The organism is Stenotrophomonas sp. KH_052 (genome assembly GCF_057838755.1).
On the sequence record NZ_CM174475.1, the window covers coordinates 4,647,230 to 4,672,592 of the forward strand.

Annotated in this window: 23 protein-coding genes; 11 read left to right on the plus strand and 12 right to left on the minus strand. The window is 68.4% G+C overall.

Going from position 1 to position 25,363, the window contains the following annotated elements; genetic code table 11:
- Nucleotides 1-97: 97 nt before the first annotated feature.
- The 8 genes from AC3ITW_RS21215 to AC3ITW_RS21250 all read left to right on the plus strand — a co-directional run bounded on the left by AC3ITW_RS21215 (nucleotide 98) and on the right by AC3ITW_RS21250 (nucleotide 8,483).
- The gene (locus AC3ITW_RS21215) at nucleotides 98-919 is read left to right on the plus strand and encodes a nucleotidyltransferase domain-containing protein (RefSeq protein WP_489389913.1); all 822 of its coding nucleotides are present in this window, start codon (nucleotides 98-100) and stop codon (nucleotides 917-919) included.
- Between the two features lie 166 nt (nucleotides 920-1,085).
- On the plus strand, nucleotides 1,086-1,616 hold the full coding sequence (locus AC3ITW_RS21220; RefSeq protein ID WP_006400490.1) for a gamma carbonic anhydrase family protein: 531 nt from the start codon (nucleotides 1,086-1,088) through the stop codon (nucleotides 1,614-1,616).
- Between the two features lie 123 nt (nucleotides 1,617-1,739).
- Entirely contained in the window at nucleotides 1,740-2,429 is a 690-nt protein-coding gene (locus AC3ITW_RS21225; RefSeq protein WP_006400492.1) for an RDD family protein, read from the plus strand.
- Nucleotides 2,426-3,418, plus strand: coding sequence for a stage II sporulation protein M (locus AC3ITW_RS21230; RefSeq protein ID WP_006400495.1), 993 nt, complete (start codon nucleotides 2,426-2,428; stop codon nucleotides 3,416-3,418). The genes AC3ITW_RS21225 and AC3ITW_RS21230 overlap by 4 nt, the downstream gene beginning before the upstream one ends.
- Nucleotides 3,408-5,024: a DUF4129 domain-containing protein gene (locus AC3ITW_RS21235; protein ID WP_489389914.1), complete on the plus strand. Its 1,617-nt coding sequence runs from the start codon at nucleotides 3,408-3,410 to the stop codon at nucleotides 5,022-5,024. Before AC3ITW_RS21230 ends, AC3ITW_RS21235 begins: the two co-directional genes overlap by 11 nt.
- Nucleotides 5,021-6,205 (plus strand): DUF4350 domain-containing protein, encoded by a 1,185-nt coding sequence (locus tag AC3ITW_RS21240; RefSeq protein ID WP_065723668.1) that lies wholly within the window; start codon nucleotides 5,021-5,023, stop codon nucleotides 6,203-6,205. The genes AC3ITW_RS21235 and AC3ITW_RS21240 overlap by 4 nt, the downstream gene beginning before the upstream one ends.
- Nucleotides 6,202-7,188: an AAA family ATPase gene (locus tag AC3ITW_RS21245; RefSeq protein WP_065723669.1), complete on the plus strand. Its 987-nt coding sequence runs from the start codon at nucleotides 6,202-6,204 to the stop codon at nucleotides 7,186-7,188. Before AC3ITW_RS21240 ends, AC3ITW_RS21245 begins: the two co-directional genes overlap by 4 nt.
- Nucleotides 7,185-8,483 carry a DUF58 domain-containing protein gene (locus AC3ITW_RS21250; protein WP_489389915.1) on the plus strand — a complete coding sequence of 433 codons (1,299 nt, stop codon included), beginning with the start codon at nucleotides 7,185-7,187 and terminating at the stop codon, nucleotides 8,481-8,483. The genes AC3ITW_RS21245 and AC3ITW_RS21250 overlap by 4 nt, the downstream gene beginning before the upstream one ends.
- Before the next feature lie 253 nt (nucleotides 8,484-8,736).
- Here the strand turns inward: AC3ITW_RS21250 and AC3ITW_RS21255 are convergent, their stop codons facing one another.
- Together AC3ITW_RS21255 and AC3ITW_RS21260 are read right to left on the minus strand one after the other, a co-directional pair.
- The gene (locus tag AC3ITW_RS21255; protein ID WP_489389916.1) at nucleotides 8,737-9,915 is read right to left on the minus strand and encodes a glutathionylspermidine synthase family protein; all 1,179 of its coding nucleotides are present in this window, start codon (nucleotides 9,913-9,915) and stop codon (nucleotides 8,737-8,739) included.
- Nucleotides 9,916-9,922: 7 nt separating this feature from the next.
- Nucleotides 9,923-10,495 carry a DUF1190 domain-containing protein gene (locus AC3ITW_RS21260; protein WP_032973640.1) on the minus strand — a complete coding sequence of 191 codons (573 nt, stop codon included), beginning with the start codon at nucleotides 10,493-10,495 and terminating at the stop codon, nucleotides 9,923-9,925.
- A gap of 373 nt (nucleotides 10,496-10,868) precedes the next feature.
- On the opposite strand from AC3ITW_RS21260, the gene ilvD reads away from it, so the two are divergent.
- Nucleotides 10,869-12,707 (plus strand): dihydroxy-acid dehydratase, encoded by a 1,839-nt coding sequence (ilvD, locus tag AC3ITW_RS21265; RefSeq protein ID WP_154354865.1) that lies wholly within the window; start codon nucleotides 10,869-10,871, stop codon nucleotides 12,705-12,707.
- 101 nt (nucleotides 12,708-12,808) lie between these two features.
- On the opposite strand, the gene dinG is transcribed toward ilvD, so the two are convergent.
- The 3 genes from dinG to aroE all read right to left on the minus strand — a co-directional run bounded on the left by dinG (nucleotide 12,809) and on the right by aroE (nucleotide 16,281).
- Nucleotides 12,809-14,911, minus strand: a complete 2,103-nt coding sequence (gene dinG / locus AC3ITW_RS21270) for an ATP-dependent DNA helicase DinG (protein WP_065723672.1) — start codon at nucleotides 14,909-14,911, stop codon at nucleotides 12,809-12,811.
- A 167-nt stretch (nucleotides 14,912-15,078) separates the two neighbouring features.
- Nucleotides 15,079-15,432 carry a hypothetical protein gene (locus tag AC3ITW_RS21275; RefSeq protein ID WP_006400655.1) on the minus strand — a complete coding sequence of 118 codons (354 nt, stop codon included), beginning with the start codon at nucleotides 15,430-15,432 and terminating at the stop codon, nucleotides 15,079-15,081.
- A 3-nt stretch (nucleotides 15,433-15,435) separates the two neighbouring features.
- Nucleotides 15,436-16,281 (minus strand): shikimate dehydrogenase, encoded by an 846-nt coding sequence (aroE, locus tag AC3ITW_RS21280; protein WP_006400656.1) that lies wholly within the window; start codon nucleotides 16,279-16,281, stop codon nucleotides 15,436-15,438.
- A gap of 48 nt (nucleotides 16,282-16,329) precedes the next feature.
- Between aroE and AC3ITW_RS21285 the strand changes: the two genes are divergently transcribed.
- Nucleotides 16,330-17,202, plus strand: coding sequence for a TolB family protein (locus tag AC3ITW_RS21285; RefSeq protein WP_154354866.1), 873 nt, complete (start codon nucleotides 16,330-16,332; stop codon nucleotides 17,200-17,202).
- Between the two features lie 33 nt (nucleotides 17,203-17,235).
- Here AC3ITW_RS21285 and AC3ITW_RS21290 read toward each other — a convergent pair whose 3' ends face one another.
- The 4 genes from AC3ITW_RS21290 to AC3ITW_RS21305 all read right to left on the minus strand — a co-directional run bounded on the left by AC3ITW_RS21290 (nucleotide 17,236) and on the right by AC3ITW_RS21305 (nucleotide 19,835).
- Nucleotides 17,236-17,505, minus strand: a complete 270-nt coding sequence (locus AC3ITW_RS21290) for a hypothetical protein (protein WP_006400667.1) — start codon at nucleotides 17,503-17,505, stop codon at nucleotides 17,236-17,238.
- 32 nt (nucleotides 17,506-17,537) lie between these two features.
- The gene (gene hemB, locus AC3ITW_RS21295) at nucleotides 17,538-18,527 is read right to left on the minus strand and encodes a porphobilinogen synthase (protein WP_489389917.1); all 990 of its coding nucleotides are present in this window, start codon (nucleotides 18,525-18,527) and stop codon (nucleotides 17,538-17,540) included.
- 19 nt (nucleotides 18,528-18,546) lie between these two features.
- Nucleotides 18,547-19,464 carry a bestrophin family protein gene (locus tag AC3ITW_RS21300; protein WP_012512425.1) on the minus strand — a complete coding sequence of 306 codons (918 nt, stop codon included), beginning with the start codon at nucleotides 19,462-19,464 and terminating at the stop codon, nucleotides 18,547-18,549.
- 122 nt (nucleotides 19,465-19,586) lie between these two features.
- On the minus strand, nucleotides 19,587-19,835 hold the full coding sequence (locus AC3ITW_RS21305) for a hypothetical protein (RefSeq protein WP_012512426.1): 249 nt from the start codon (nucleotides 19,833-19,835) through the stop codon (nucleotides 19,587-19,589).
- A gap of 184 nt (nucleotides 19,836-20,019) precedes the next feature.
- Between AC3ITW_RS21305 and AC3ITW_RS21310 the strand changes: the two genes are divergently transcribed.
- Nucleotides 20,020-20,478: a hypothetical protein gene (locus tag AC3ITW_RS21310; protein WP_010482223.1), complete on the plus strand. Its 459-nt coding sequence runs from the start codon at nucleotides 20,020-20,022 to the stop codon at nucleotides 20,476-20,478.
- Nucleotides 20,479-20,569: 91 nt separating this feature from the next.
- Here the strand turns inward: AC3ITW_RS21310 and AC3ITW_RS21315 are convergent, their stop codons facing one another.
- The 3 genes from AC3ITW_RS21315 to AC3ITW_RS21325 form a co-directional block, all read right to left on the minus strand.
- The gene (locus tag AC3ITW_RS21315; protein WP_489389918.1) at nucleotides 20,570-22,372 is read right to left on the minus strand and encodes a DUF885 domain-containing protein; all 1,803 of its coding nucleotides are present in this window, start codon (nucleotides 22,370-22,372) and stop codon (nucleotides 20,570-20,572) included.
- A gap of 205 nt (nucleotides 22,373-22,577) precedes the next feature.
- A complete protein-coding gene (locus tag AC3ITW_RS21320; RefSeq protein WP_006400851.1) occupies nucleotides 22,578-23,093 on the minus strand; it encodes a cytochrome c oxidase assembly factor Coa1 family protein in 516 nt (171 codons plus the stop codon).
- Nucleotides 23,094-23,118: 25 nt separating this feature from the next.
- Complete coding sequence (locus AC3ITW_RS21325) at nucleotides 23,119-25,344, minus strand: S9 family peptidase (RefSeq protein ID WP_489389919.1); 2,226 nt, start codon at nucleotides 25,342-25,344, stop codon at nucleotides 23,119-23,121.
- Between the last annotated feature and the right edge of the window lie 19 nt (nucleotides 25,345-25,363).

Genomic DNA, 25,363 nt, shown 5'->3' on the forward strand with positions numbered 1-25,363 from the left:
ACGCCTGGATTTCCGTGGTCGCCGGCCAACGGCCGGCACTACCCGTGCGCACCTGCGTTACAGTCGAGCACGCTCGACATCAACGAATCACGACTGCATGGACGACATTCACCCGATCGCGCCGGACAAGCGCGCCGCCCTCCTTTCCACCCTCGCCGGGATCGAACAGCGCCACGATGTGCGTGTGCTGCTTGCCTGCGAATCGGGCAGCCGCGGCTGGGGCTTCTCCTCGCCGGACAGTGACTACGATGCACGCTTCATCTACGTGCATCGCCAACCGTGGTACCTCAGCGTCAACGAATCGACCGGTCCCGGCGAAGCACAGCGCGATGTGATCGAGCTGCCGATCGACAAGGAGCTCGATGTCAGCGGCTGGGACCTGCGCAAGGCACTGCGGCTGGTCTCCAAGTCCAATCCAACGCTGATCGAGTGGCTGCGTTCGCCGATCGTGTATCGGCAGGAGGACGCTGCGGTGGCGCAACTGTGGGAGGCGGCGAAGGAGTTCTATTCGCCGCTGGGCAGCTGGTCGCACTACATGAGCATGGCGAAGACCACGTACAACCGCCATCTGGGCGAGCCCACCATCAGTACCAAGAAGTACCTGTACGTGCTGCGTGCCCTGCTTGCCTGCCAGTGGATCGAAAGCGAATCCACGCCGCCGCCCATGGCCTTCGAGGACCTGCTGGACCGGCTGCTGCCGGACGGTCCCGTGCGCGACGCCATCGACGCCCTGCTGGTGGTGAAGCGAGCCAGCGCCGAAGTCACGGCCCGTCCGCGCGTCGTCATCATCAGCGACTACATCGACCACGCAATGGCCGTGCGCGCCGCGCAGGCCCCGACGCTGCCGGCTGGACAGGGCGACAGCGCGTGGCTGGACGTGCTGTTCCGGAAGATGCTGGCCGAACATGCGCCTGCATAGGCGACCGTGCCTGCTTCTGGTAGTGCCGGCCGCTGGCCGGCAACCTCATGGCGCGCCTGGATTGCCGTAGTTGCCGGCCAGCGGCCGGCACTACCCCGTGGTCCGCACGCAGCGTGCGGACCACGCGGGTATCATCGTCGCGAACGCCCTGATCTCCGGAGACACGATGAACCCGCTGCGCCCTTTCCGCGACAAGATGCCCGTCCTCGGCGAGCGCGTGTACATCGATCCGGCCTGCACCCTCATCGGTGACGTGGAACTGGCCGACGACGTGTCGGTGTGGCCGGGCACGGTCATCCGCGGCGACGTCAACCATGTGCGCATCGGTGCACGCACCAACGTGCAGGACGGCACCATCATTCACGTCAGCCACCACAGCCCGTACAACAAGGCCGGCTACCCGACCCTGATCGGCGAAGGCGTGACCGTCGGCCACGGCTGCATCATCCATGCCTGCACGATCGGCGATTACAGCCTGATCGGCATGGGTGCCTGCATCCTCGATGGCGCCCGCGTGGAGCGCCATGGCTTCGTCGGTGCCGGTGCGGTGGTCGGCCCCGGCAAGGTAGTGGGTGAAGGTGAGCTGTGGGTGGGCAACCCGGCCCGGCCGGCACGCACGCTGAGCGACAAGGAGATCGAGGCGCTGCATTACTCGGCCGACCACTACGTGCGGCTGAAGGATGAATACCTGGGCTGAGCGGCCAACGCCGCCATGCGGCTCTGCTAAAGTCTGGGCCCGACCAGGACCTGTCGAGACCCCCATGCCTGTGGCTGCCTGCCGGAGAGGACTCCGGCGCCCACAACGAAGGCCATCGCGCTGATGGCCGCACCGATGCTCGATACCTACCGCGAGGTGGTGACGCCGGAGGGTGTGCCGCTGCAGTTGCCGGCGGCCGGTCCGGTGCCGCGGGCGATGGCCTGGCTGGTCGATCTTGGCGTGCGCATCGCGGTGCTGGTGCTGATGTCGTTCCCGCTGGCGCTGCTGGACAAGTTCGGCACCGGGCTCTACCTGGCGCTGATGTTCCTGGTCTACTGGGCCTACCCGATCATCTGCGAAGCGCTGTGGGGCCGCACCCTGGGCAAGCGTGCGCTGGGCCTGCGCGTGCTCGCCCGCGATGGCGCGCCAGTGGGCTGGATGGCCGCGGTCACCCGCAACCTGCTGCGCACCGTGGACATGCTGCCGTTCGGCTATGCACTGGGCCTGATCAGCAGCCTGTTCGATCCGCATGGCCGCCGCCTCGGTGACCTGGTGGCAGGCACCGTGGTGGTGCACGCACCGGCGCTGTACCTGCCGCCACCGCCGACCATCGACAGCGTGCTGGCTCCGCCACAACCGTTGCGGCCGGAAGAGCAGGCCGCGCTGATGGCCTTTGCCGAGCGCGCACCTCGACTGTCGCCGGCGCGCCAGCAGGAGCTGGCCGGCATCGCCGAACCGCTGACCGGTACCCACGGCCAGATCGGTGTGCTGCGCCTGTACGCGATGGCCAACTGGCTGCTGGGACGGCGATGAAGCAGGAACAGTTCGTCGCCCGCTACCAGCAGGAATGGCAGGACCTGGAGCAGTGGCTGCTGCTGCGTGCTGGCGTGTCGCGCCGCACGCGCCGGAAGGCCAGTGGTCTGTCGCTGCACGACACCGCCTTCCCGCAGCGCTACCGGCGCCTGTGCCAGCAGCTGGCGCTGGCCCGTGAGCGCGGCTACAGCCCACAGCTGGTGCAGCGCCTGCAGCAGTTGATGCAGCAGGGCCACAGCGTGCTGTACCGCACACCGCCGACGCGCTGGCGCGCGGCACTGGAATTCCTGGTGGCCGACTTCCCGCTGCTGGTGCGCAGCCAGGCACGCAGCATGTGGGCGGCGCTGGCGATGTTCGCGCTGCCAGCGCTGGCCTGCTTCGTGCTGGTGCAGGTCTATCCGGACCTGATCCACATGCTGATGGACAACCGCCAGATCGCCGAGATGGAGCGCATGTACGATCCCGCCGCCGAGCGCCTTGGCCGTGACAGCGGCACCGACTGGATGATGTTCGGCCACTACATCATGAACAACATCAGCATCGCCCTGCGTACCTTCGCCAGCGGCCTGCTGGCCGGGCTGGGCACGCTGCTGGTGCTGCTGTTCAATGGCGTGACCATTGGTGCGGTGGCCGGCCACCTGCAGCACATCGGCCACGGCGGCCCGTTCTGGCGCTTCGTGGTCGGCCACGGTGCCTTCGAGCTGACCGCGATCGTGATTGCCGGCGGCGCCGGCCTGCAGCTGGGCATGAAGCTGCTGGCACCGGGCCGGCGCAGCCGCCTGGATGCACTGGTCGACGGCGGCCGCATCGGCGCCCGGCTGTGCCTCGGCGTCGCCTTCATGCTGCTGGTCGCGGCCTTCATTGAAGCGTTCTGGTCATCGATCGCCGAAGTACCGGCGTGGGGCAAGTTCAGCGTGGCCGGCGTGCTGTGGGCCGGCGTGCTGCTGTGGCTGTGGCGCGGCGGACGCGGAGGCAGCGATGCGCATTGACCACCTGGACGTGGTGTTGCGGGCGCGCAGCGGCTGGGAAGCCATGGAGCTGGGCAATGCCCTCGCCCGCCGCCACGCGCGTGCGGTGTGGGGCAGCTGGTTGCTGGCCAGCGCACCGCTGTTCGTGATCTTCAACGCGCTGGGCTGGTGGCTGGATGCGTTCGGCTGGGCCTGGCTGGCGATGTGGTGGTGCAAGCCGCTGTTCGAACGCGCACCGCTGTACGTGCTGTCACGCGGCATCTTCGGCGAGCCGGTCGGTACGCTGGCGGCGCTGCGCGTCCAGCGTCACTGGGGCAACAGCGGTTTCTGGGGCTACCTGGGATGGCGCCGCTTCAGCGTGCTGCGCAGCCTGTGCCTGCCGGTGAACCTGCTGGAGGGCAACGCCCCCGCCCAGCGTGGTCCACGTCGGCGCACGGTGGCGGCCGGTGCCGCTGGCGCCGCACTGGTGCTGACCATGGCCTGCATGGCCTTCGAAGCGGCGCTGGTTTCGGGTGCGATCGGCGCGGTGTTCATGTTCATGCCGCTGGAGCTGATGTCCGAATCCTGGCGCGCAGCGTGGGACATGATCGGCCGGGATACACCGGCGTGGGCGCGGCTGGGTTTCAACCTGGCGTGCTGGCTGGCCTCGGTGATGATCGGCCCGTTCTTCGTCGGTGGCGGCTTCGGCCTGTATCTGAACCGGCGCACGCAGATGGAAGCCTGGGACGTGGAAATCGCCCTGCGCCGCCTGCGCGATCGCCTGCTGCCGGCCGCATCGACGCTGGCCCTGCTGCTGTGCCTGGCGCTGCCACTGGTCTCCGCACCGGTGCATGCGCAGGACGCAGATGCCGGGCCGGAGCGTGTGCTGGGCAAACCCAGCGACATCGGCGCCGATGCGGGCGACGACGAAGCCACGATCGACCCGGCCAACACCCCGGCAACGATCTTCGGCACATCGCCGGTGGACACCGCCGGTTTCCGCCAGGCGGTGAATCGTGCCTATGAGGATCCGCTGCAGCGCCCGACCCGTCAGATCACGCACTGGAAGCCGATCGAAAAGGCCGAGGAAAAGAAGAAGGAAGACAAGTCGCTGCAGAGCGACAGCAGCAACAAGGGTGAGCGCAAGCCGCGCAAGGACGGCATCGCCTGGCTGGCACGGTTGGCCGAGTGGGGCCTGTGGGGCCTGCTCGGCGTCCTGCTGCTGGTGCTGCTGCTGACCGCACGGCTGTGGCTGCCGTGGCTGCGCGGCAGCGGGCGGCGCAAGGCCGACGCTGCACCGAAGGTGGTGGAGGAACAGGTGACGTTGCCGGTGGTGCTGCCGTCGGACGTCGCCACCCAGGCTGGCCTGTTGTGGGACCAGGGCCGACCACGCCAGGCACTGGCGCTGCTGTACCGTGCCAGCGTGCGTACCGTCGGCGAGCGCAGCGGCATCGCCTTGCCACCCGGCGCTACCGAAGCACAATGCCTGCGCGCCTCGCGGCGCATGCCCGAAGCGGCCGACCGTGATCTTTTCGCGCGCATCGTGCGCATGTGGCAGTACGCCGCCTACGGTGGCCGCCTGCCCAGCCGCAGCGATTTCGACACGCTGGCCGAGACCCTGCGCCAGCAGTACCGGTGGCAGGCATGAGCCCGCGCCTGTTCTGGTCGTTGCTGCTGGGCGTGCTGGTGCTGTTCGGCGTGCCGCTGACCATCCTCTACCTGCGCACGCACGAGCGGGTCACCGAAACGCTTCCGCTGCCGCCGCAGGGCGAAGCCGCCTACAACCCGCTGTACGTGCTGGGCCAGGCGCTGCGCGCCGACGGCATCGACGTGCACGCGCGGCCGCGGCTTGAGCTGCAGCAGATGGCGCTGGCGCCGCACGACACCGTGGTGCTGTTGCAGGACAGCAGCGAGCTGCCGGCACCCACCGTGAAACAGCTGCTGGACTGGGTCGACCGTGGCGGCCATCTGCTGGTGCGCACGCCGCCGCCGGCCGAAGACGATACCAACAGCACGCAGGGGCCGCTGTTGGACCAGCTGGGCGTGGACAGCCTGTTCCAGCGCAGCGACTGCCAGCCGTTCCACATCGACGACGACACCGGTCACAGCGAATTCTGCGGTGGCCGCCGCTTCACGCTTGGCTTTGCCGCCAAAGCGCAGGCCGAGCGACGCTGGGGCGGTGATCGCGATCTGGTGTTCGCGCGCCTGCGCCACGGACAGGGCAGGGTCAGCGTACTGGCCGACATGGAGTTCATGCGCGGCGATGTCGACTCGCCTGCAGCGCGGCTGGCGGCTGCCGCCGGCAAGGCCAGCGACGGCCTGCATGATCCCGCCCACCGCGACCTGACCCGCTACCTGCTCGATCCGAACTACGGCAAGGGGGCGGTCTGGCTGGTCTATGCCAGTCAACCGCCATCGCTGTGGGCGCGCCTGTTCTACCAAGGCTGGCCGTTATGGGTGCCTCTGCTGCTCGCTTTGCTGGGCTGGTTGTGGGGCCGCTCGCAGCGCTTCGGCAGCCTGCTGCCGTCGCCGGTGCTGGAACGCCGCTCGCTGCTGGAACACGTGCGTGCCAGTGGCGAACTGTTGCTGCGCTTCGGTCACGGCACGCGCCTGTACGAAGCCGTGCTCGCGCTGTTCCTGCATCGCCTGCGCCTGCGCGCGCCGGTTGCCGCCGCACTCGATGGCGCCCCGCGTGACCAGGCCATCGCCGAGCTGTTGAAGTGGCCGCAAAGCCGCGTCGCCAGCGCGCTCTCGCCCCCTCCGCCGCACGATTCCTCCGCCCTGCGCGAGCGCATCCGCTTGCTGCTCCAGATGAGATCCCTGCTATGACCGAAGTCCCCGAGCTGCCGGCGGCCGCCAACGCCCGCCTGATCGAACGCGTCGATGCCATCCGCGACGCCATCGGCCACGCTTTCATCGGCCAGGCCGAGGTGCTGGACCAGATCCTGGTGGCCCTGCTCGCCGGCGGCCACGTGCTGATCGAGGGCGTCCCCGGACTGGGCAAAACCCTGCTGGTGCGCGCACTGGCACAGGCCCTGGAACTGGACTACGGCCGCGTGCAGTTCACCCCCGACCTGATGCCCAGCGACGTCAGCGGCCACGCGGTGTACGACCCGAAGAGCGAGAGCTTCAAGATCCGTCGCGGTCCCGTGTTCACCAACCTGCTGCTGGCCGACGAGATCAACCGTGCGCCGGCCAAGACCCAGTCGGCGCTGCTGGAAGTGATGCAGGAAGGCCAGGTGACCATCGAAGGCAAGGCCTTCACCCTGGCGCCGCCGTTCATGGCGCTGGCCACGCAGAATCCGCTGGAGCAGGAAGGCACCTATCCGCTGCCGGAAGCACAGCTGGACCGCTTCCTGCTGAAGGTGCTGATCGACTATCCGCAGCTGGAGGACGAGAAGCGCATGGTGACCGCGATCACCAGCGGCCGTGCCGCCAGCGATTTCGACCTGAGCCAGGTGCCGCGCGTGCTCGGTGCTGGTGAGCTGCTGGAACTGCAGCGTGCCACCGCCGCGATCACGGTCGATGACGAAGTGGTCGACTACGCGGTGCGGATCGTGGCGGCGACGAGGCAGTGGCCGGGTATCGCGGTCGGCGCCGGCCCGCGTGGCAGCATCGCGCTGGTGCGCGCCTCGCGTGCACAGGCGGTGCTGGCCGGTCGTGATTTCGTCACTCCGGATGACGTGCGCGACATCGCGCGCCCTGCACTGCGCCATCGCATCGCGCTGGCACCGGAACTGCAGATCGAAGGCCAGGACGCCGACGACGTGCTGGGCGCACTGCTGGCCAAGGTGGAAGCGCCGCGCCGATGAGACCGGCACCGCTGCTGCTGTCGCTGCTGCTGGCCTGGGCCGCGCTGGGTGGCCTGGTGCTGGGCGGCGTGCTGCCGCGCTGGAGCTGGGCGCTGGCGGCGCTGGCGATTGCCGTGCCGGCGTTGATGGATCTGTGGCGGCAGTCGCGGCGTCCGTCGCCGCAGGTGCAACGCGAGCTGCCCGAGGCGCTGGCACTGGGCGTGCGTCGCGAAGCCGCGCTGCGCCTGCAGGCCGAACAATCGATGACGGTGCAGGTGTTCGACCTGGTGCCCGGTGGCTGGCCGCTGGAATCACTGCCGCAGCGCGTGCGCCTGCAGGGCGGCAGTGCCTCCACCCTGCACTACCACCTTCAGCCGCTGCAGCGGGGGCACTTCCGCTTCGAAGGCGTGCACCTGCGCATGCGCTCGCCGTGGCGCCTGTGGTGGCAGCAACGCACCCTGCCGCCATCGCTGGACGTGCGGGTCTATCCGAACTTCGTGCCGCTCACCCGCTTCGCCCTGTTCAGTGCCGACCAGGCCTCGCGACTGGTCGGTGCGCACGTGAAGCGCCGCCGCGGTGAAGGCACCGACTTCCACCAGATGCGCGAATACCGCGTGGGTGACAGCCTGCGCCAGCTCGACTGGAAGGCCACCGCACGTGCGCGCAAGCTGATCTCGCGCGAGTACCAGGACGAGAAGAACCAGCAGTTGCTGCTGATGCTCGACAGTGGCCGGCGCATGCTGGCCAGCGAAGGCGGGCTCTCGCACTTCGACCATGCCTTGAACGCCTCGCTGGTGGTGGCCTACCTGGCGCTGCGCCAGGGCGATGCCGCCGGCCTGTTCGCTGCCGGTGGCGAACGCCGCTGGGTGGCGCCGCAGCGTGGCATGGGCACGGTCGAGCACTTGCTGCGCGCCAGCTACGACCTGCAGCCGCGCGCGGTGGCCACCGACTATCTGGCGGCCGCCATCGAAGTATCACTGCGCCAGCGTCGGCGGGCGCTGGTGATGCTGGTCAGCAACGTGCGTGACGAGGATATCGAGGACCTGCTGGCAGCGGTGCGCCTGCTGCAGCGCCGCCATCTGGTGTGCGTGGCCAGCCTGCGCGAACGCGAACTGGACGCTGCGCTGGAAGGTGACGTGCAGACCCTGGAAGACGCGACCCAGGCCGGTGCCGCTGCACTTTACCTGCAGCAGCGCGCGAAGGCGCATGAGGCACTGCGCAGCGAGAAGGTGATGGTGCTGGACGTGACCGCCGATGCCCTGCCCGGCGCGCTGGTGGAGCGCTATCTGGCGGTGAAGCGCGAGGGGTTGCTCTGATCGATGGCGCCGGGCCATGCCCGGCGGCTCTGTCGGGACCGCTGCGCTCGCCGGGCATGGCCCGGCGCTACCGGCACATTGCTCTGGTTCGCAGCCGCTCTGGTAGGTGCCAACCTTGGTTGGCACAAAACCCAACCGCCGACCAAGGTCGGCCACTACCAATTGCGGTTGCCGGCCAGCGGCCGGCACTACCCATGTCGCCCTGCCACCGGCGTCACTCGTCCTCGTCGACCTTGGGGGCGCCGCACCGTCATCAGACGTAGATCCGCGTCGGCGCCTCGTCCACGATCGCATGCGGCACGAAACGCGCACTGTCGCGGGTGATCGCGCTGTCATCCTCGCGGATGCCGATGCCACAGGCGTGGTCACCGATCACCCAGCTGCCGATCAGCGGATAACCGCCCTCGAAGCGGGTAAGCGGGTGCGCACGCTGGATGATCGCCGGGCCGTCGTAGGGCCCGTCGCTGCGTTGGGTGCTGCCATCGGCCAGGTGCATCTCGATGTTGGCGCCTTCGCGCGAGAACAGCGGCTTGCGCACCCAGCCCGAGGCCAGCGTGCTGCCGTCATCGAAATGCGCTTCCAGCAGGTTCGGATGGCCCACGTTGCGCTGCCACAGCAGCGGTAGGATGCCCTTGTTGCTCGGCACCGCCTTCCACGCCGGCTCCAGCAGCTGCACGCCCGAGCGGGGCAGCGCGCGGCCGAACTCTTCGGCCATCAGGTCTTCCAGCGGGTACAGCTTGAACAGCGTGCCGATCACCGAATCGTCCAGCGCGGTGAAGCGACCGTCCTCGGACAGGCCGATATCCTCGATGGCGATAGCCTGGCCATGCAGGCCGGCCTGCGACGCACAGTCGCGCAGGTACTCCACGGTGCCGCGGTCTTCTTCGGAGCTGCCCACGGCGCTGAAATACAGCGGCGGCGGCAACTGCGTGGCCAGTTCGCCGAAGCGTTCGACCAGCGCTTCGTGGATCGCGTTGAACTGGTCGGCATGCTGCGGCAGGCGACCGGCATTGCGCTGGTCTTCCAGCCACTGCCACTGGAAGAAGCTGGCCTCGAACAGCGAGGTCGGCGTGTCGTAGTTCAACTCGTACAGTTTGGCCGGGCCGGTACCGTCGTAGGCCAGGTCCAGGCGACCGTACAGATGCGGCTGGCGCTGGCGCCAGCTGTCGGCGATCCAGTCGCGGTAATGCGACGGAATCGCCAGCTGGTCCATCAGGCGTTCGCTGCCGATGACATCGCCGACCAGGTCCAGCGCCATCTGGTGCAGCTCGGCGCTGGGGTCTTCGATGTCCTGCTCGATCTGGCGCAGGGTGAAGGCGTAGTACGCGCTCTCATCCCAATACGGCTGGCCATCGATGGTGTGGAAGCGGAAACCCGCCTCTTCCGCGCGTGCCCGCCACTGGGCACGCTCGGCAATCCGGATACGCTGCATGGGTCGATCAGCCGCCGTAGCTGCCGCTGGTGCTGCGGCGTGCGCTGGTGTTGCCGAAACCACCACGGCTGGCGGTGACCGCACGGTTCGGCTCGCTGGTGACCGGGGCCAGGCCCGCCTTGCCCGCGCCGATGCCGCTGGCGGTGTTCAGGCCACCGCTGCCGCCCGGGGCCGGACGCGCCCAACCGGCGCTCTTGTCCTGGTAGGCCGGCGCCGACGCCGGCGCCTGCGGAGCCAAGCCGCCGCGGTTGCTCAGCATCTGCGACATGAAGAAGCCCATCATCATCGGGCCGATGAACGAGGTACCGGCCGAGGTGTGCTGCTGCACGCACTGTTCCGGCTTGTAGTCCTTCTCGCAGGCTTCCTTGCTGGCGTACTTCGGCGCGGCATCGGCGGCCTGCTTCTGCGCTTCGGCGAAGGCATTGCGGCACGACGACGGATCGCCGGTGGCCTCGGTGCAGGCCTCGACCGAGGTGTACAGGCCTTCCTGCACCTTCACCTCCGGCTCCTTCTGGCAGGCGGTGAACAGCAGCGGTGCGGCGCTCATCAGCAGCAGCGCGGTGGTGCGGGAACGTTTCATGGCCTCATGCCCTGTCGACGGATCAATGCCCCAATGATGCCAAATCCGGACCAGCAACCGGAATCGGCAAAGTCCGAAAGATGAACGGACTTTCATTTTCGTCGGGCATTGGGGTCAGAGCCCATCGCGCCGCGATGGGATCCGACCCCGGGCGGCGCACCGCTCTGGCAGGTGCCAACCTTGGCTGGCACACACCCCGCGATCCCACGGATAGCCCAGCTGCTGCTGTTGAGGTTGCCGGCCAGCGGCTGGCACTACCGCGGGTGCCGGGCGCAGCCCGGCCAGACCACCTCCGGTGGTTGCAGCAGCAACCGAAAAAATTGTCCATGATCAGGCGACCCCCACGTCGTACGGCCCGCCCGTTCCGCCAGCCATGCCCGAATACCGTTCCCGTACCTCCACCGCCGGCCGCAACATGGCCGGCGCCCGCGCCCTGTGGCGCGCCACCGGCATGAAGGACGGCGACTTCCACAAGCCGATCATCGCCATCGCCAACTCCTTCACCCAGTTCGTGCCCGGCCACGTGCACCTGAAGGACCTCGGCCAACTGGTCGCGCGCGAGATCGAAAAAGTCGGCGGCGTCGCCAAGGAATTCAACACGATCGCCGTGGACGATGGCATCGCCATGGGTCACGACGGCATGCTGTACTCGCTGCCCAGCCGCGAAATCATCGCCGACTCGGTGGAGTACATGGCCAATGCGCACTGCGCCGATGCGCTGGTGTGCATTTCCAACTGCGACAAGATCACCCCCGGCATGCTGATGGCTGCGCTGCGCCTCAACATCCCGGTGGTGTTCGTCTCCGGCGGGCCGATGGAAGCGGGCAAGACCAAACTGTCCGAGCACAAGCTGGACCTGGTCGATGCGATGGTGATCGCCGCCGACGAAAGCGCCAGCGACGAAAAAGTGGCCGAGTTCGAGCGCAGTGCCTGCCCGACCTGCGGTTCCTGCTCGGGCATGTTCACCGCCAACTCGATGAACTGCCTGACCGAAGCACTGGGCCTGTCGTTGCCCGGCAACGGCTCCACGCTGGCCACCCACGCCGACCGCGAGCAGCTGTTCCTGCGCGCCGGCCGCCTGATCGTCGAGCTGTGCCACCGCTGGTATGGCGGCGAAGACCCGACTGCGCTGCCGCGTGGCATCGCCACCCAGGCCGCGTTCGCCAACGCAATGACCCTGGACATCGCCATGGGCGGGTCCACCAATACCATCCTGCACCTGCTGGCGGCCGCGCAGGAAGCGGAGGTGGACTTCGACCTGACCCATATCGACGCGTTGTCGCGGCGCGTACCGCAGCTGTGCAAGGTGGCGCCGAACACGCCCAAGTACCACATGGAAGACGTGCACCGCGCGGGCGGCGTGTACGGCATCCTCGGTGAACTGGCGCGCGGTGGACTGCTGGATACCAGTGTGCCGACCGTGCACAGCCGCAGCCTGGCCGATGCCATCGCACGCTGGGACGTGGCGGTCAGCAGCGACTCGAGCGTGCAGGACTTCTTCCGTGCCGGCCCGGCCGGCATCCCCACCCAGGTGGCCTTCAGCCAGGCCACACGCTGGCCGACGCTGGACGTGGACCGTGCCGAGGGCTGCATCCGCAGCGTCGAGCACGCCTATTCGGCCGAAGGCGGCCTGGCCGTGCTGCGTGGCAACCTGGCGGTGGACGGCTGCGTGGTGAAGACCGCCGGCGTGGACGAGTCGATCCACGTGTTCGAAGGCAACGCGCGCGTCTACGAAAGCCAGGACGCGGCCGTGGCCGGCATCCTCGCCGACGAGGTGAAGGCCGGCGATGTGGTGGTCATCCGCTACGAAGGCCCGAAGGGCGGCCCCGGCATGCAGGAAATGCTGTACCCGACCAGCTACCTGAAATCGAAGGGGCTGGGCAAGCAGTGCGCACTGCTCACCGATGGCCGTTTCTCCGGCGGCACCTCGGGACTGTCGATCGGCCACGCCTCTCCGGAAGCCGCCAGCGGCGGCACGATCGGCCTGGTGGAAGATGGCGACCGCATCCGCATCGACATCCCGGCGCGCCGCATCGATCTGCTGCTGGATGACGCCACGCTGGCCCAGCGCCGCGCCGACGCCGATGCGCGTGGCTGGAAACCGCGTGCACCGCGCCCGCGCAAGGTCACCAGCGCGTTGAAAGCCTACGCCCTGCTCGCCACCAGCGCCGACAAGGGCGCCGTACGCAACACCGCGCTGCTGGGCGATTAGGTAGCGCCGGGCCATGCCCGGCGGCTTTTCGATCCGATGTTCCTGACGCCTGACACAGCCGCGCTTCGCGCTCGCCGGGCATGGCCCGGCGCTACCAGAGGTCAGCCGATCACACGCTTGAACGGCGGCAGTGCGTCGATGATGCGCTTGCCGTAGCGGCGGGTCAGCAGCCGCGAATCGAGGATGACCACGCGCCCGGTGTCGGTGGAGGTGCGGATCAAACGGCCGGCGAACTGGGTCAGCGTGCGCAGCGCGTGCGGAATGGCGATCAGGTTGAAGGCATTGAGCCCGCGCCCTTCGAACCACTCGCTGAGGGTGGCGGTCTGCGGATCGGTCGGCACCGCGAACGGCACCTGGGTGATCACCACCGTGGTGCAGGCTTCGCCGGGCAGGTCGAGGCCTTCGCCGAACGAGTTCAGGCCGAACAGCACCGAACCCTCGCCCGCCGCCACGCGGCGCAGGTGCTCGTCGATCAGCCGGGTCTTGGACATCTCGCCCTGCACCAGCACCTGCTTGCGGCGCGCGGCCGACATCAGCCCGGCCACCTTCTCCATCTTCCAGCGCGAGGTGAACAACACCATCGAGCCCTTGGCCCAGTCCAGTTCGGTGTCGAGGTAGCGCGCCACTTCGCGCGGATGGCCTTCGCGGTCGTCCGGCGTGACCGGGAACTTCGGCACGATCAGCTCGGCCTGGTTGGGCAGGTCGAACGGCGATGACAGCGAGACCATCTCGGCCTCTTCGGGAATGCCGTTGTCGATCGCCAGCGACTGGAAATCGCCACCGCCGGTCAACGTCGCCGAGGTCATCACCACCGAATCCACTTCATCCCACAGCAGCTTGCGCAGCACGTGCGCGGCCGACACCGGCGAGCCGTGCAGCACCAGATCGCCGTCGCGGGTGGCGGTGACCCAGCGTGCCATCGGCGGCGCGCCGTCCTTGTCTTCGCGGCGCCACGCCTGCCACAGGTTGTACTGCTGCTCGATCATTTCCAGCGCCATGCCCAGGTTGCGCTGCAGGCGCTCGCGCGCGGCATCGTCCTGCTTGCCCTTGGCCACCTGCGCGGTGGCGGCATGCGCCCAGTTGTAGAGGCTGCGGGTGTCGTCGGCCAGCGCTTCGATCGGCTCGCGCCAGGCCTCGGGCAGGCGGCCGTTGGCCGCGCGCCACATCGGCTCTTCATCGGCCGGTGCCGGCATCCATACCCGTTCGATGTGGTCGCGGAACGCGCGCAGCTGCTTGGCGACGTTGCTGGCCACGTCGATCGCTTCGTTGGGCAGCAGGTTGCCCAGGCGATCCTTGTCGACCGCGCGGTAGGCGCCGGCAATCAGGATCTGCAGGCGACCGGTGCGCTTGGCCATCTCGTCCAGCGCCAGGCTGGCCGCGCCCTGGTCGATCGCCACGTTGCCGATGTGATGACCTTCGTCCAGCACCAGCAGCATGTCCGACGGCGGCGCGATCAACGGCTGGCCGTTGTCGCTGTCGCCGATCGACAGCGCCGACAGCAGCAGCGCGTGGTTGGTGACCACGATCTGTGCGTCACGCACCGTGTTGCGCGAACGCAGCACCGCGCACTGCGCCGAATAGGCACAGCGGCGCCCGGCACAGCCCGAGGCCGGCGTGGTGATGCGGCTGCGCAGGCCGGGGCTGATGGTCTCCGGCGCGTTGTCGATGTCGCCATCCCAGCTGCCGCCGGTGAAGGCATCGGTCAGGCGCTTGGCGATGTCCATCTCGATCGGCGCCAGCGGCCGGTCGAACAAGGGCGCGTCATCCTCGAACATGCCGCCCTGGGAACCCTCGCCCTGCGCTTCGGCAGCGTTGCGCGTGCACAGGTAGCGGGTACGGCCCTTGGCCAGCGCGACGGTCGCTTCCAGGCCGGTGGCTTTCAGGAAATTCGGAATGTCGCGCTCGACCAGCTGCGACTGCAGCGCCACGGTACCGGTGCTGATCACCAGCTTCTTCTTGCTGGCCAGCGCGATCGGTACGCCTGCGGTGAGGTAGCCCAGGCTCTTGCCGACGCCGGTGGGCGCTTCGACCACACCGACGCCACCGCTTTTCGACAACGCACGCGACACCACGCCGATCATCTGGCTCTGCGAGCGGCGGGTGGAGAAGCCGGGCGTATTGGCCTGCAGCGTCGTGTACGCCTTGCGGATCGCGTCCTTCAAGGGGTCATCGAGCGTGCGCGGAGCGGCGACGGTTTCGGTCACGCCGGGAAGTACCGTGGCTGGATCAGGCCGGTCATTGTCGCATGGCCGGCCACGTTCACCGTCGCTGGCACCCTGAACGGGCCAGCGACGACGCCAGGCGGCGGTCACGGTCCGATGGCCGGACCGCTCATGGGCCAGATACGCCGGGCATGGCCCGGCGCGACCGGTCAGGACGCCGGGATCGTGCGGGTACGCAGCAGGCGCACCAGCGCCCACACCAGCAGCACCACGCCGATGGCCTCGACCATCGCCAGCGCGAAGTGCAGCACGCCAAGGATGGCACTCATGCCCGAGATGGCGTCGAAGTTGCCGCTGTTGATCAACCACATCGGCAGGATGCCGGCGGCCATGCCGCCGAGGCTGGACAGCAGCAACAGCACCAGACCGACCAGGGCGCCTGTGCGGGTGGCATCGCGTGGTGCGCCGACCACCCAGACCAGGCCCACGCACAGTGCGATCAGCACCGGCAGGCGCACGCCCACGATGCTCAGCACCGTCACCATCAGGGTCGTGTTGTCCATCGATCAGTCCTCGCCGGCAAGCACGGCGGCACCCTGCCGCAGCGTCTGGTAGACCTCGTCGGTCTGCGGGCGCACACCGTGCCACTGCAGGAAGCTCTCGGCGGCCTGCTCGACCAGCATGCCCAGGCCGTCCACGGTATTGCGGCAGTTCGCTGCGCGCGCCCAGGCCAGGAAGGCGATGGCGGCCTCGCCGTAGTTCAGGTCGACGGCGGTGGTCATCGAGTTGACCAGCGACAGTGGCAGCTTGAACTCAACGTCGCGGTCGCGGCCGGCCGAGGTGGCGTTGACGATCAGCTCGAAGTCGCCCAGCTCGCGCAGGTCTTCCCAGTAGCGGCTGATCGCGCGGCCCGGCTCGCCCATGGCGTCGATCAGTTCATCGGCGCGTTCCGGCGTACGGTTGACCACCACCAGTTCGGTGATTCCAGCATCGAGGAAGGCCGGAGCGACGCTGCGCGCGGAGCCACCGGCACCGATCAGCAGCATGCGGCGGCCACGCAGGTCCAGGCCGTGGCGGTCGGTCAGGTCGCGCACCAGGCCGATGCCGTCGGTGGTGTCACCGTGCCAGCGGTCGCCCTTGCGCAGCAGCGTGTTGACCGAACCGGCGCGGCGCGCACGTGCGGTCAGCGTGGTGCACACCGAGAACGCGGCTTCCTTGTGCGGCGAGGTGACGTTGGCGCCGACACCACCGTCGGCGGCGAAGGCTTCCAGGCCGGCCAGGAACGCATCCGGGGCCAGGTCGATCGCGCGGTAATCCACCGCGATGCCTTCCTGGCGACCGAACGTGGCATGGATCTGCGGCGACTTCGAGTGGGCAACGGGGTGTCCGAAGACGGCGTAACGGTCGGTCATGGAATCCTCAAGCTGGCTAGACTGGTGCTCTTTCGTGCACGGACCCGGATGATGCGCATCACCCCGCCCCTGCTGGTGCTTGCCGCCAGTCTACTCTCTGCCCCCGTGGCGATGGCGTTGAACGAGTACGGCATCGAAGGCATGGGCGTGGTCTCGACCCGCGCCGACGAGGGCCGCGCCACGATCAGTGCCGATGGCCAGCGCATCGTCTTCGCCCGCCGTGGCGAAGCCGGTTGGGGCCTGTGGGAGGCGCGCGTGGTGGCCGGCCGCTGGCAGCAGGCGCAGGCCTTGCCGGTAGGCGTGGCCGGTGAGGCCCATGATCCCTACTTCAGCCGCGACGGCCGCTGGCTGCTGTTCGCGGCCGGCCGCGAGGGCAAGCTGGCGCTGTATCGGGCCGCTCTCGCCACCGATGGCCGACTGGGTACCGCGCAGCTGCTGGCGGGCGACGCGGGCCGCCGGGAAGAGCGTGGGCCGGCCCTGAGCGCGGATGGCAGGCAGCTGTTGTTTGCCCGCCAGCAGGGCCGTGGCGCCGGCTGGGACCTGTTCGTGGCGACGCTGGATGCGCAGGGACTGCGTGGCCCGGCCAGCGCACTGAGCGCGTTGAACAGCGCCGACGACGAGACCGATGGCGACTGGCTGGGGCATGACGGCGCCGTGGTGTTCAGCCGCGGCAACGGCACGACCACGCAGGTGTGGAGCAGCGGCTGCGCGTGGACCGGTGCGGCGCTGCAGCCATTGGGGCTGTCGTTCAACCAGGCCAGCGGCTGGACCGGCGCGCCGGTGATCGACAACGCCAAGCCGGGCGAGATGATGGTCGCCAGCAGTGCGGCGAAGGCACCGCGTGCCGGTGGCGTGGACGTGTACCGGTTGGCGGTGCCGAAGGTGGTGGCGGTGGCCGGGTGCCTACCGGGCGCACGGTGACGGCGAACGCCAACCAAGGTTGGCACCCACCCGTCAGCGCGACAACACCTTGGCGCGCTGCTGCTCGTACTCCACCTCGCTCAGCTGGCCATTGTCCTTGCGCTGGTTCAACGCGGCCAGTTCGGCCTGCACGCTGTCCGGCAGGGCCTGTTCACGGGCCACGTGGCGGGCGGCGGAGAGCTGCTCCGGCGGGCGCTTGCCGGCCCGCCAGGCAGCGATGAAGACACCGACGATGATGGCGCCGAACACCAGCGTACCGATGCCCCAGATCAGCCATTGCATCCATCCCAGTTCGGGGCCCATCGCGTAATCCTCCGTCTATCGTGGCGCTATTGTCAGCGCTCGCGCAGCCATCGCGCCACCTGCGGCGCGAAATAGGTCAGCACGCCATCGGCGCCGGCCCGCTTGAAGCCCAGCAGCGACTCCAGCACGCAGGCGCGCTCGTCCAGCCAGCCATTGGCGAAGGCGGCTTTCATCATCGCGTACTCGCCGCTCACCTGGTAGGCGAAGGTCGGCACGCCGAACGTTTCCTTCACCCGGCGCACCAGGTCCAGGTACGGCATGCCCGGCTTGACCATCACCATGTCAGCACCCTCTTCCAGGTCCAGCGCGATCTCGCGCAGGGCCTCGTCGCCGTTGGCCGGATCCATCTGGTAGGTCTTCTTGTCGGCCTTGCCGAGGCTGGCCGCACTGCCCACCGCATCGCGGAACGGGCCGTAGAACGCCGAGGCGTACTTGGCCGAGTACGCCATGATGCGCACGTTGATGTGGTTGTCGGCATCCAGCGCACGGCGGATCGCGCCGATGCGGCCGTCCATCATGTCCGAGGGCGAAACGATGTCGACACCGGCTTCGGCGTGCGATACCGACTGCTTGACCAGCGCCTCGACGGTGATGCCGTTCAGCACATAGCCCTTGTCGTCGATGATGCCGTCCTGGCCATGCGTGGTGTACGGGTCCAGCGCCACGTCGGTCATCACCCCCAGCTCCGGGAAGCGCGACTTCAGCGCGCGGATCGCACGCTGTGCCAGGCCGTCCTCGGCCCACGCCGCCGACGCGTCCAGCGACTTCAGCGACGGGTCGATCACCGGGAACAGGTCGATCACCGGAATGCCCAGCTCCAGCGCCTCTTCGGCCACCTTCAGCAGCTCTTCGATGGACAGACGCTCCACGCCCGGCATCGACGGCACTGCGGTGCGGCCAGCCAGTTCGTGCACGAACACCGGGTAGATCAGGTCGTCGGTGGTCAGCGTGTTCTCGCGCATCAGGCGGCGCGAGAACTCGTCGTGGCGCATGCGGCGCGGGCGGTAAAGCGGATGAGACATGGCAGGCTCCGAGGAGTGGCTATTGCAACAGGTAGCCCTGCGGCAGCAGGGGTTCGGGCAAGGGGCGTTCGCCGAGCGCGTCGAGCTGGTCGATCTCGATCGTGCGCACCAGCGCGTCCAGCGGCAGGTCGTTCGGCTCCAGGCCGAACGGGTCTTCCATTTCTTCGCCCAGCTGGTCCAGGCCGAAGAAGGCATAGGCCAACACCGCCGACAGCACCGGCGTGCCCCAGCCCAGCGAACTGGCCAGGCCGAACGGCAGCAGCACGCAGAACATCCACGCACAGCGGTGCAGCAGCAGGGTGTAAGCGAACGGCAGCGGCGTGGTGAGAATGCGCTCGCAGCCGGCCTGGATCGACGACATCGCGTGCAGGCGTTCTTCCAGCTGGGTGTAGAGGATCGGGTCCAGCTCACCGCTGCGCAGTGCCTGCGCCAGCTCGGCGGCGATCATCGACAACAGCGCGTCGGGCACGTTCTCGCGCTGGCCCAGCTGTTCGCGCTGGCGCTTGTCCAGCCACGGCAACGCTACCAGGGCGACGATACGCCCGCGCAGGCGACCGGCCAGGGCATGGGCGAAGGCCGTGGTGAGGTAGGCGATGCGGCGACGACGGCCGGTGTCATCGGCCAGCAGCAGGTTCACCTGGCGGGCCAGCGATCGCGATTCGTAGACCAGCTGGCCCCACAGCTTGCGGCCTTCCCACCAGCGCTCGTAGCAGGCGCTGTTGCGGAAGCTGAGGAAGATCGACAGCACCAGGCCGAGCAGGGTGAACGGCGTGACCGAGACGCGCTCGATGCCGGTCGGCGGTGCCAGTTCCACCACCGCGGCCACGGCGATGGACAGGATCAGGATGGCCAGCACCTTCGGCGCGATCGCTTTGACGATCGAGCCGCGCAGGATGTACAGCAGTTGCCAGCCGTGGGGACGGGGTCGGATGATCATGGGGCAGCCGCGCCGGGCGCGGATTCACAGGCACGCGGGGGGCTCGCGCAGCCATCCATTGTACGCCCCTGCCCGGCCACGGGCCGTGCGCCTGCGACGCCCTGTCGCACCCCGGCCCGGGATCAGACCACGCCGCCGCCCAGGCCCAGGCGCAGGATGCCAACCACCACCACGATGCCGTTCAGCACCAGCCCGGCCCAGGCCCGCCCACGCTTGGTCGGATGGGTGAACAGGATGCCCAGCGCGGCGATCACCGCGCCGACGGCGGCAAACGGGATCAGGAACCAGTTGCCCCAGCCCAGCAGCGGAATCAGCGCCAGGATCATCCACAACAGCGCCAGTACGCCCCACAACAGACTGATCACACCCATGCCGCTCTCCCGCAGTTGGTTCCTGCCCCAACCATAGACGTTCCCGCTGTCGCCGCCTACTGCCATTGGCAGGGCTGTCACCCGCACCGTGCTAGCGTGCTGCCGTGCGTGCCCTGGCCCGGGTGTTGGCGCCGATTCAGAGTGGCCCGCCGATGATCGCAACCAGTCCTACAGGGGTCGTGCCATGAACATCCGTTGGGCCGCGTTGGCGGCCATCCTGCTGGTCGCCGCTGGCTGCGCCAGTACCTCCAAGGTGATGCTGGGCCGCGCCCGCGCCCCGATCGATCCGGCGCTGGTGCAGATCTATTCGACGCCACCGGCCGGCTCGCAGGAAATCGCACAGCTGGAATCAGCGTCTGCGGTGGGCTTCGGCACCCAGGGCCAGACCGATGCCGCCGTGGCCCGCCTGAAACGTGAGGCTGCGGCGCTGGGCGCCAACGGTGTCGTGTTGATGGGCGTGGGCAGCAGCGGTTCGCCGGTGGGCATGTCGGTCGGCGCCGGCACGTTCGGCTCGCATGTCGGCGGAGGCGTCGGCATCGGCATTCCGACCACGCAGAAGCGCGCCGCCGGCGTCGCGATCTGGGTGCCGAATCCGGCACCGCCCGCGCGATTGCCGACACAGGTGATCACACCGCAGCGTTGACGCAGCAGCGTCAACGCGGGTAGCGCCGGGCCATGCCCGGCGAGCGCAGCGGAAAAAACCAGATGTCGCCGGGCATGGCCCGGCGCTACCGTTATTTTTTCTGGTACTTCGGCACGAACACCTTGTTCACCGCGTCGGCCAGCTGGTCCGGCGGCAGCAGGCCCTGGTCGAGCAGGAAGTTGTTGAACGCCAGGCGGTCGAACTTCGCGCCCAGTGCCAGCTCGGTCTGCATGCGCAGTTCCAGGATGCGGGTGTAGCCGTAGAAGTAGCTTCCGGCCTGGCCCGGCATGCGCACCATGTAGCGGTCCAGCTCCTGGGTGGCCATCGCCTTGGACAGGCCGACCTGCTCCATCAGCACGCGCTCGCCATTGGCACGATCGGTCAGGCCAAGGTTGAGCATCGGGTCGAGCATCGCGCGCGCGGCACGCAGCAGGCGGAACTGCAGGGCGATCATCTGACCGTCCAGCGGCTCGTACGGCACCATCTCGGCTTCGGCGTACAGCGCCCAGCCTTCCACGTTCACCGAATTGAACGCGAACATGGTGCGCGCCAGCGAAATGCCGCGCTCGACCATCGCGGTGAACTGCAGTTCGTGGCCGGGACGGCCTTCATGCGCGCTCAGCGTCCACGCCGCCGCACCGAAGTTGAAGTCGTCGTACTGCGCGCCCGGGCCCGCCGCCGGGTTGCCCAGCGGCAGCACGAAGGTGCCCTGCTGCCCGGTGTTGTTGACCAGCGGCGCCGGCAGGAAGTGCGGCGCCGGGCTGGCGGCGCTCTCGGCGGCCGAACCCAGGCGCATCTGCATGGCGCGCTTGGGCACGTCGACGATGGCGTGCTCACGGATCAGCGGATCGATCGCGTCGATCACCTTGCGGTAGTGGCCTTCCAGATGATCGTCGGCGATCTTGTCGGCCTTCAGCGCGCGGATCACCGCCACCGGGTCGCTCGGGTCGGCTACCTTCAGGCCCTTGTCCTTCACCACCAGCGGCGCCAGCTGCTGCATCGCCGAGCGGGTTTCCATGAATTCCAGCTGCGCGCGCTGCATCAGCAGCTTCGGGTCGATGTCGATGCCGACCTGCTTGAGCTGGTACGCGTACAACGGTGCCGGCAGGCGTGCATCGGTACGCGCCTTCGGCAGCACCTCCTTGCGGGTCCAGGCAGCGTAGTCCTTCATCTGCCCGGCCAGGGTCTTCATCGCCTCGTCGGCACCGGCGATCTGGTACTTCTTCAGCAGCGACTCGATGCCGGTGATGTAGGTCTCGACGTTGTCCAGCGACTGCTGCACTTCGATCTTCGTCGGCTGCAGCAGGCTGCTGTCCTTCAAGTGCTCTTCATAGCGCTGGCGCGCCAGCGTGGTGAACGCGGTGCCGCCGGGCTGCAGGCCGGCATAGGCCTTGAGGCGGTCGATCGCCTTGGCCCGGCGCTCGGCCGGCACCTGGTCGGACAGCAGCAGGTTGAGGCCGCTGAACACCGTCTGCGGCGCGTCGCTCCAGGGCAGCAGGTACTTCTCGTTGAGCTCGCTGCCTTCGATGTTCTGGCTGGCGGCGTGGATCATGATCTCCAGGTCCTGGCGGACATTGGGATCCTGCTCGGTGGCCAGCTTCGCCTTCAGTTCGTCGCGGGCCTTGGCCATCGCGGCGCGGTAGCGCTTGCCGTTGTCCGGGCCGAGGTCGGCCACCTTGTCGTCGTAGCCGGGAACGCCGAAGAAGCCGGTTTCCTCCGGCTGGAACGGGCCCTGTGCATCGAGCAGGATCTGCGCCAGTGCATTGCTGCGGGCGACCCAGGCAGGGCTGGCGGGAGTCGCGGCCTTGGCAGCCGGCGCGGCCAGGGCCGGCGGTGCGGACAGCAACGGGGCGGCAGTCAGGGCCAGGGCAACGGCCAACGCGATCGGCTTCATGGGACACTCCAGCAAAGGGTTGCCCGCAAGTTACGCGCTCAGGGCGGCGGCGACAATCGGCGGGAGGTCACGGCGCGGCTGATGGGTAGAGTCGACTGTCAGTCGACTATCGCGCGCAGCGCGGGGTTTTCAGGCGTCTTGTGGAGAGCAGTCGACTAACAGTCGACTCTACATGGTCGCCCTTACCCGGTCGCGTGACCGAAGGTCACAGCACGGCAGTGAGTGGGCAGTCGCCACGCTCGCGGCAGGCCTGCAGTTCGCACTCCTGTGCGGCCTCGTCGTCATCAAGCGCGGTCAGGTCGAAGGTCTGCTTGTCTTCCCCCAGCACGTACATCACCGGGTAATCCCATACGTCATCGCTGCGGGTGCCCTTCACGAACAACCGACCATGCGCATGCGGTCCTTCAAGGGCCACGGTCAGGCCAACATCACGCTGGCCGTTGATCGCGGTCTGCATGCTGCCCAGTGGCATCGATCCGGTGCGCAGCGGCTCGCCGAAGGCTTCCACCAGTTCGATGCTGCAACCGGCGCGGCGCAGTGCTTCGCGCATCGGTGGGCTCTCGCGTGCCGCCTCGCTCCAGCGCAGCACGCTCCAGGTCACCACGCCCCCCACCGCGCCCAGCACCAGCACCACCGTCAACGGCATCGCCCAGCGCCAGTGTCGGCACCACCAGCTGGCAGGCCTCTGGCCATGGGCGGGAATCGGCGGTGGCAGGGTCATCGGCGGGCTCCTTCCCGGCTGGCAATCAAGGCTTCAGGCAACGTCCCAGGAAGGCTTCGGCGACGCGGTAGCGATGCAGCGCATCGGCACCGGACAGGCCATGCTTGGCGCCCGGATAGGTCATCAGTTCGAACGGCTGTGCACGCTTCTGCAGCGCACTCATCAGGCTGGTCGAGTTGGTGAACAGTACGTTGTCATCGGCCATGCCGTGGATCAGCAGCAGCGGCGAGCGCAGGCCTTCGATATGGGTCAGCACGCGCGCTTCGCGGTAACCCGCTTCGTTGCGCGCCGGCAGGTCCATGTAGCGTTCGGTGTAGTGGCTGTCGTACAGGCCCCAGTCGGTCACCGGCGCACCGGCCACGCCACAGGCGTACTGGTTCGAGGCCTTGGCCAGCAGCATCAGGGTCATGTAGCCACCGTTGGACCAACCCTGCACGCCGATGCGCGCCGGGTCCACCCACGATTGCTGCTTCAGCCAGGTCACGCCGCGCAGCTGGTCGGTCACTTCCACCGTGCCCTGCTTGCCGTACAACGCGCCCCCGAAGTCACGGCCACGGCGCGGGGTGCCGCGGTTGTCCAGCGAGAACACCACGTAGCCCTGCTGGGCCAGGTACTGGTTGAACAGGTGGTCACCACGGCCGGGCCAGCTGTCGGTGACGGTCTGGCTGGCCGGGCCACCGTAGACGTACACCGCCACCGGGTAGCGCTTGTTCGGATCGAAGCCGGCCGGCTTGATCAGGCTGTAGTTGAGCGGGGTCTTGCCGTCGGCCGCGGTCAGCGTGCCGAACTCGATCGGGCGCTGTGCATCGCGGTAACGCGCATAGGGATGCTTCGGGTCCGCCAGATCGTTCTCGAGCAGGGTGGCTATCTTCTCGCCATTGGCGCGGAACAGCTCGATCTGCGGCGGCGTGGTGCTGTTGGACCAGCTGTCGACATAGACGCTGGCATTGCGGGCGAAGCTGGCGCTGTGCATGCCCGGCGCCTTGGACAGGCGCTGCGGCTCACCGCCCTGCAGCGACACCGCATAGATCTGGCTTTCGCGCGAGGTCTCGATGCCGGCGCGGAAGTAGGCCTTGCCGGCCTTCTCATCGACCGCCAGCAGTTCGTCCACCGGCCAGTTGCCGTGGGTCAGCGCAGTGGCCTTGCCCTTGCTGTCGATGCGGTACAGATGCTGGAAACCGGTGCGCTCGGACGACCACAGCACGCTGCCGTCATCGAGGAAACGCAGGCTGTTGTGCAGCGGCACCCAGGTCGGGCTGGTCTCGTGGACGAGCACGCGCTGGCGGTTGGAATCGAGCGCCACTTCCACCAGGTCCAGCTGCCTCTGGTCGCGCGACTGGCGCTGGAAGCTCAGGTGCTGCGCATCGCGCCAATCGACACGAGCCAGATAGATGTCCTGTTCCTTGCCCAGGTCGACCCAGCGCGGCTGCGCATCGGCGGCCGGTGCGATCACGCCCAGCTGCACGCGCACGTTGGCGTCGCCCGCGGCCGGGTAACGCTGCTCGATCACGTCGGTGCGGTCGGCGTAGACCTCGTAGCGCTTCTGCACCGGCACCGGTGCCTCGTCGATGCGGGCGAAGGCGATGGCCGAATCGTCCGGCGCCCACCAGTAACCGGTGTGGCGGTCCATCTCCTCGTCGGCGACGAACTCGGCCACGCCGTTGCCGATGGTGGTGCTGCCGTCGCGGGTCAGCTGCAGCTGCTTGCCACTGGCCAGGTCGATCACCCACAGGTTGCGGCCGCGGATGAAGCTGACGAAACCGCCCTTGGGCGACAGCTTGGCGTCGGTGGCGAAACCTTCACCGTGGGTCAGCTGACGTACCGCCGCCTGGCCCTGCTGCTTGAGGTCGTACAGGTACAGCTCGCCGCCGAGCGGAAACAGCAGGCGCTGCGCGTCGGGCGACCACTGGTAATCGACGATGCCGGTCATCGCGGCGATGCGCTGGCGCTCACGACGGGCCTTCTCCTCGTCGCTGAGGGTCTCGGTGCCGGGCAGCACCACCTTCGAATCCACCAGCAGGCGGGTCTGGCCGCTGCCGATGTCGTAGGTCCACAGGTCCAGCTGGTTGCGGTCGCTGTCCTTGCCGCGCAGGAAGCTGACCTGCGAACCGTCGGGAGCGACCTTCGGCTTCATCAGGGTCGGGCCGGACAGCGGCAGCGGGCCGGTGATGGCTTCCAGGGTCAGCTTTTCAGCGTGGGCGGCAGTACTGGTGGCGAGCATGAGGGCGAGCGAAGCGAACAGGTGGCGCATGAAGGGTCCCGGCAAACGG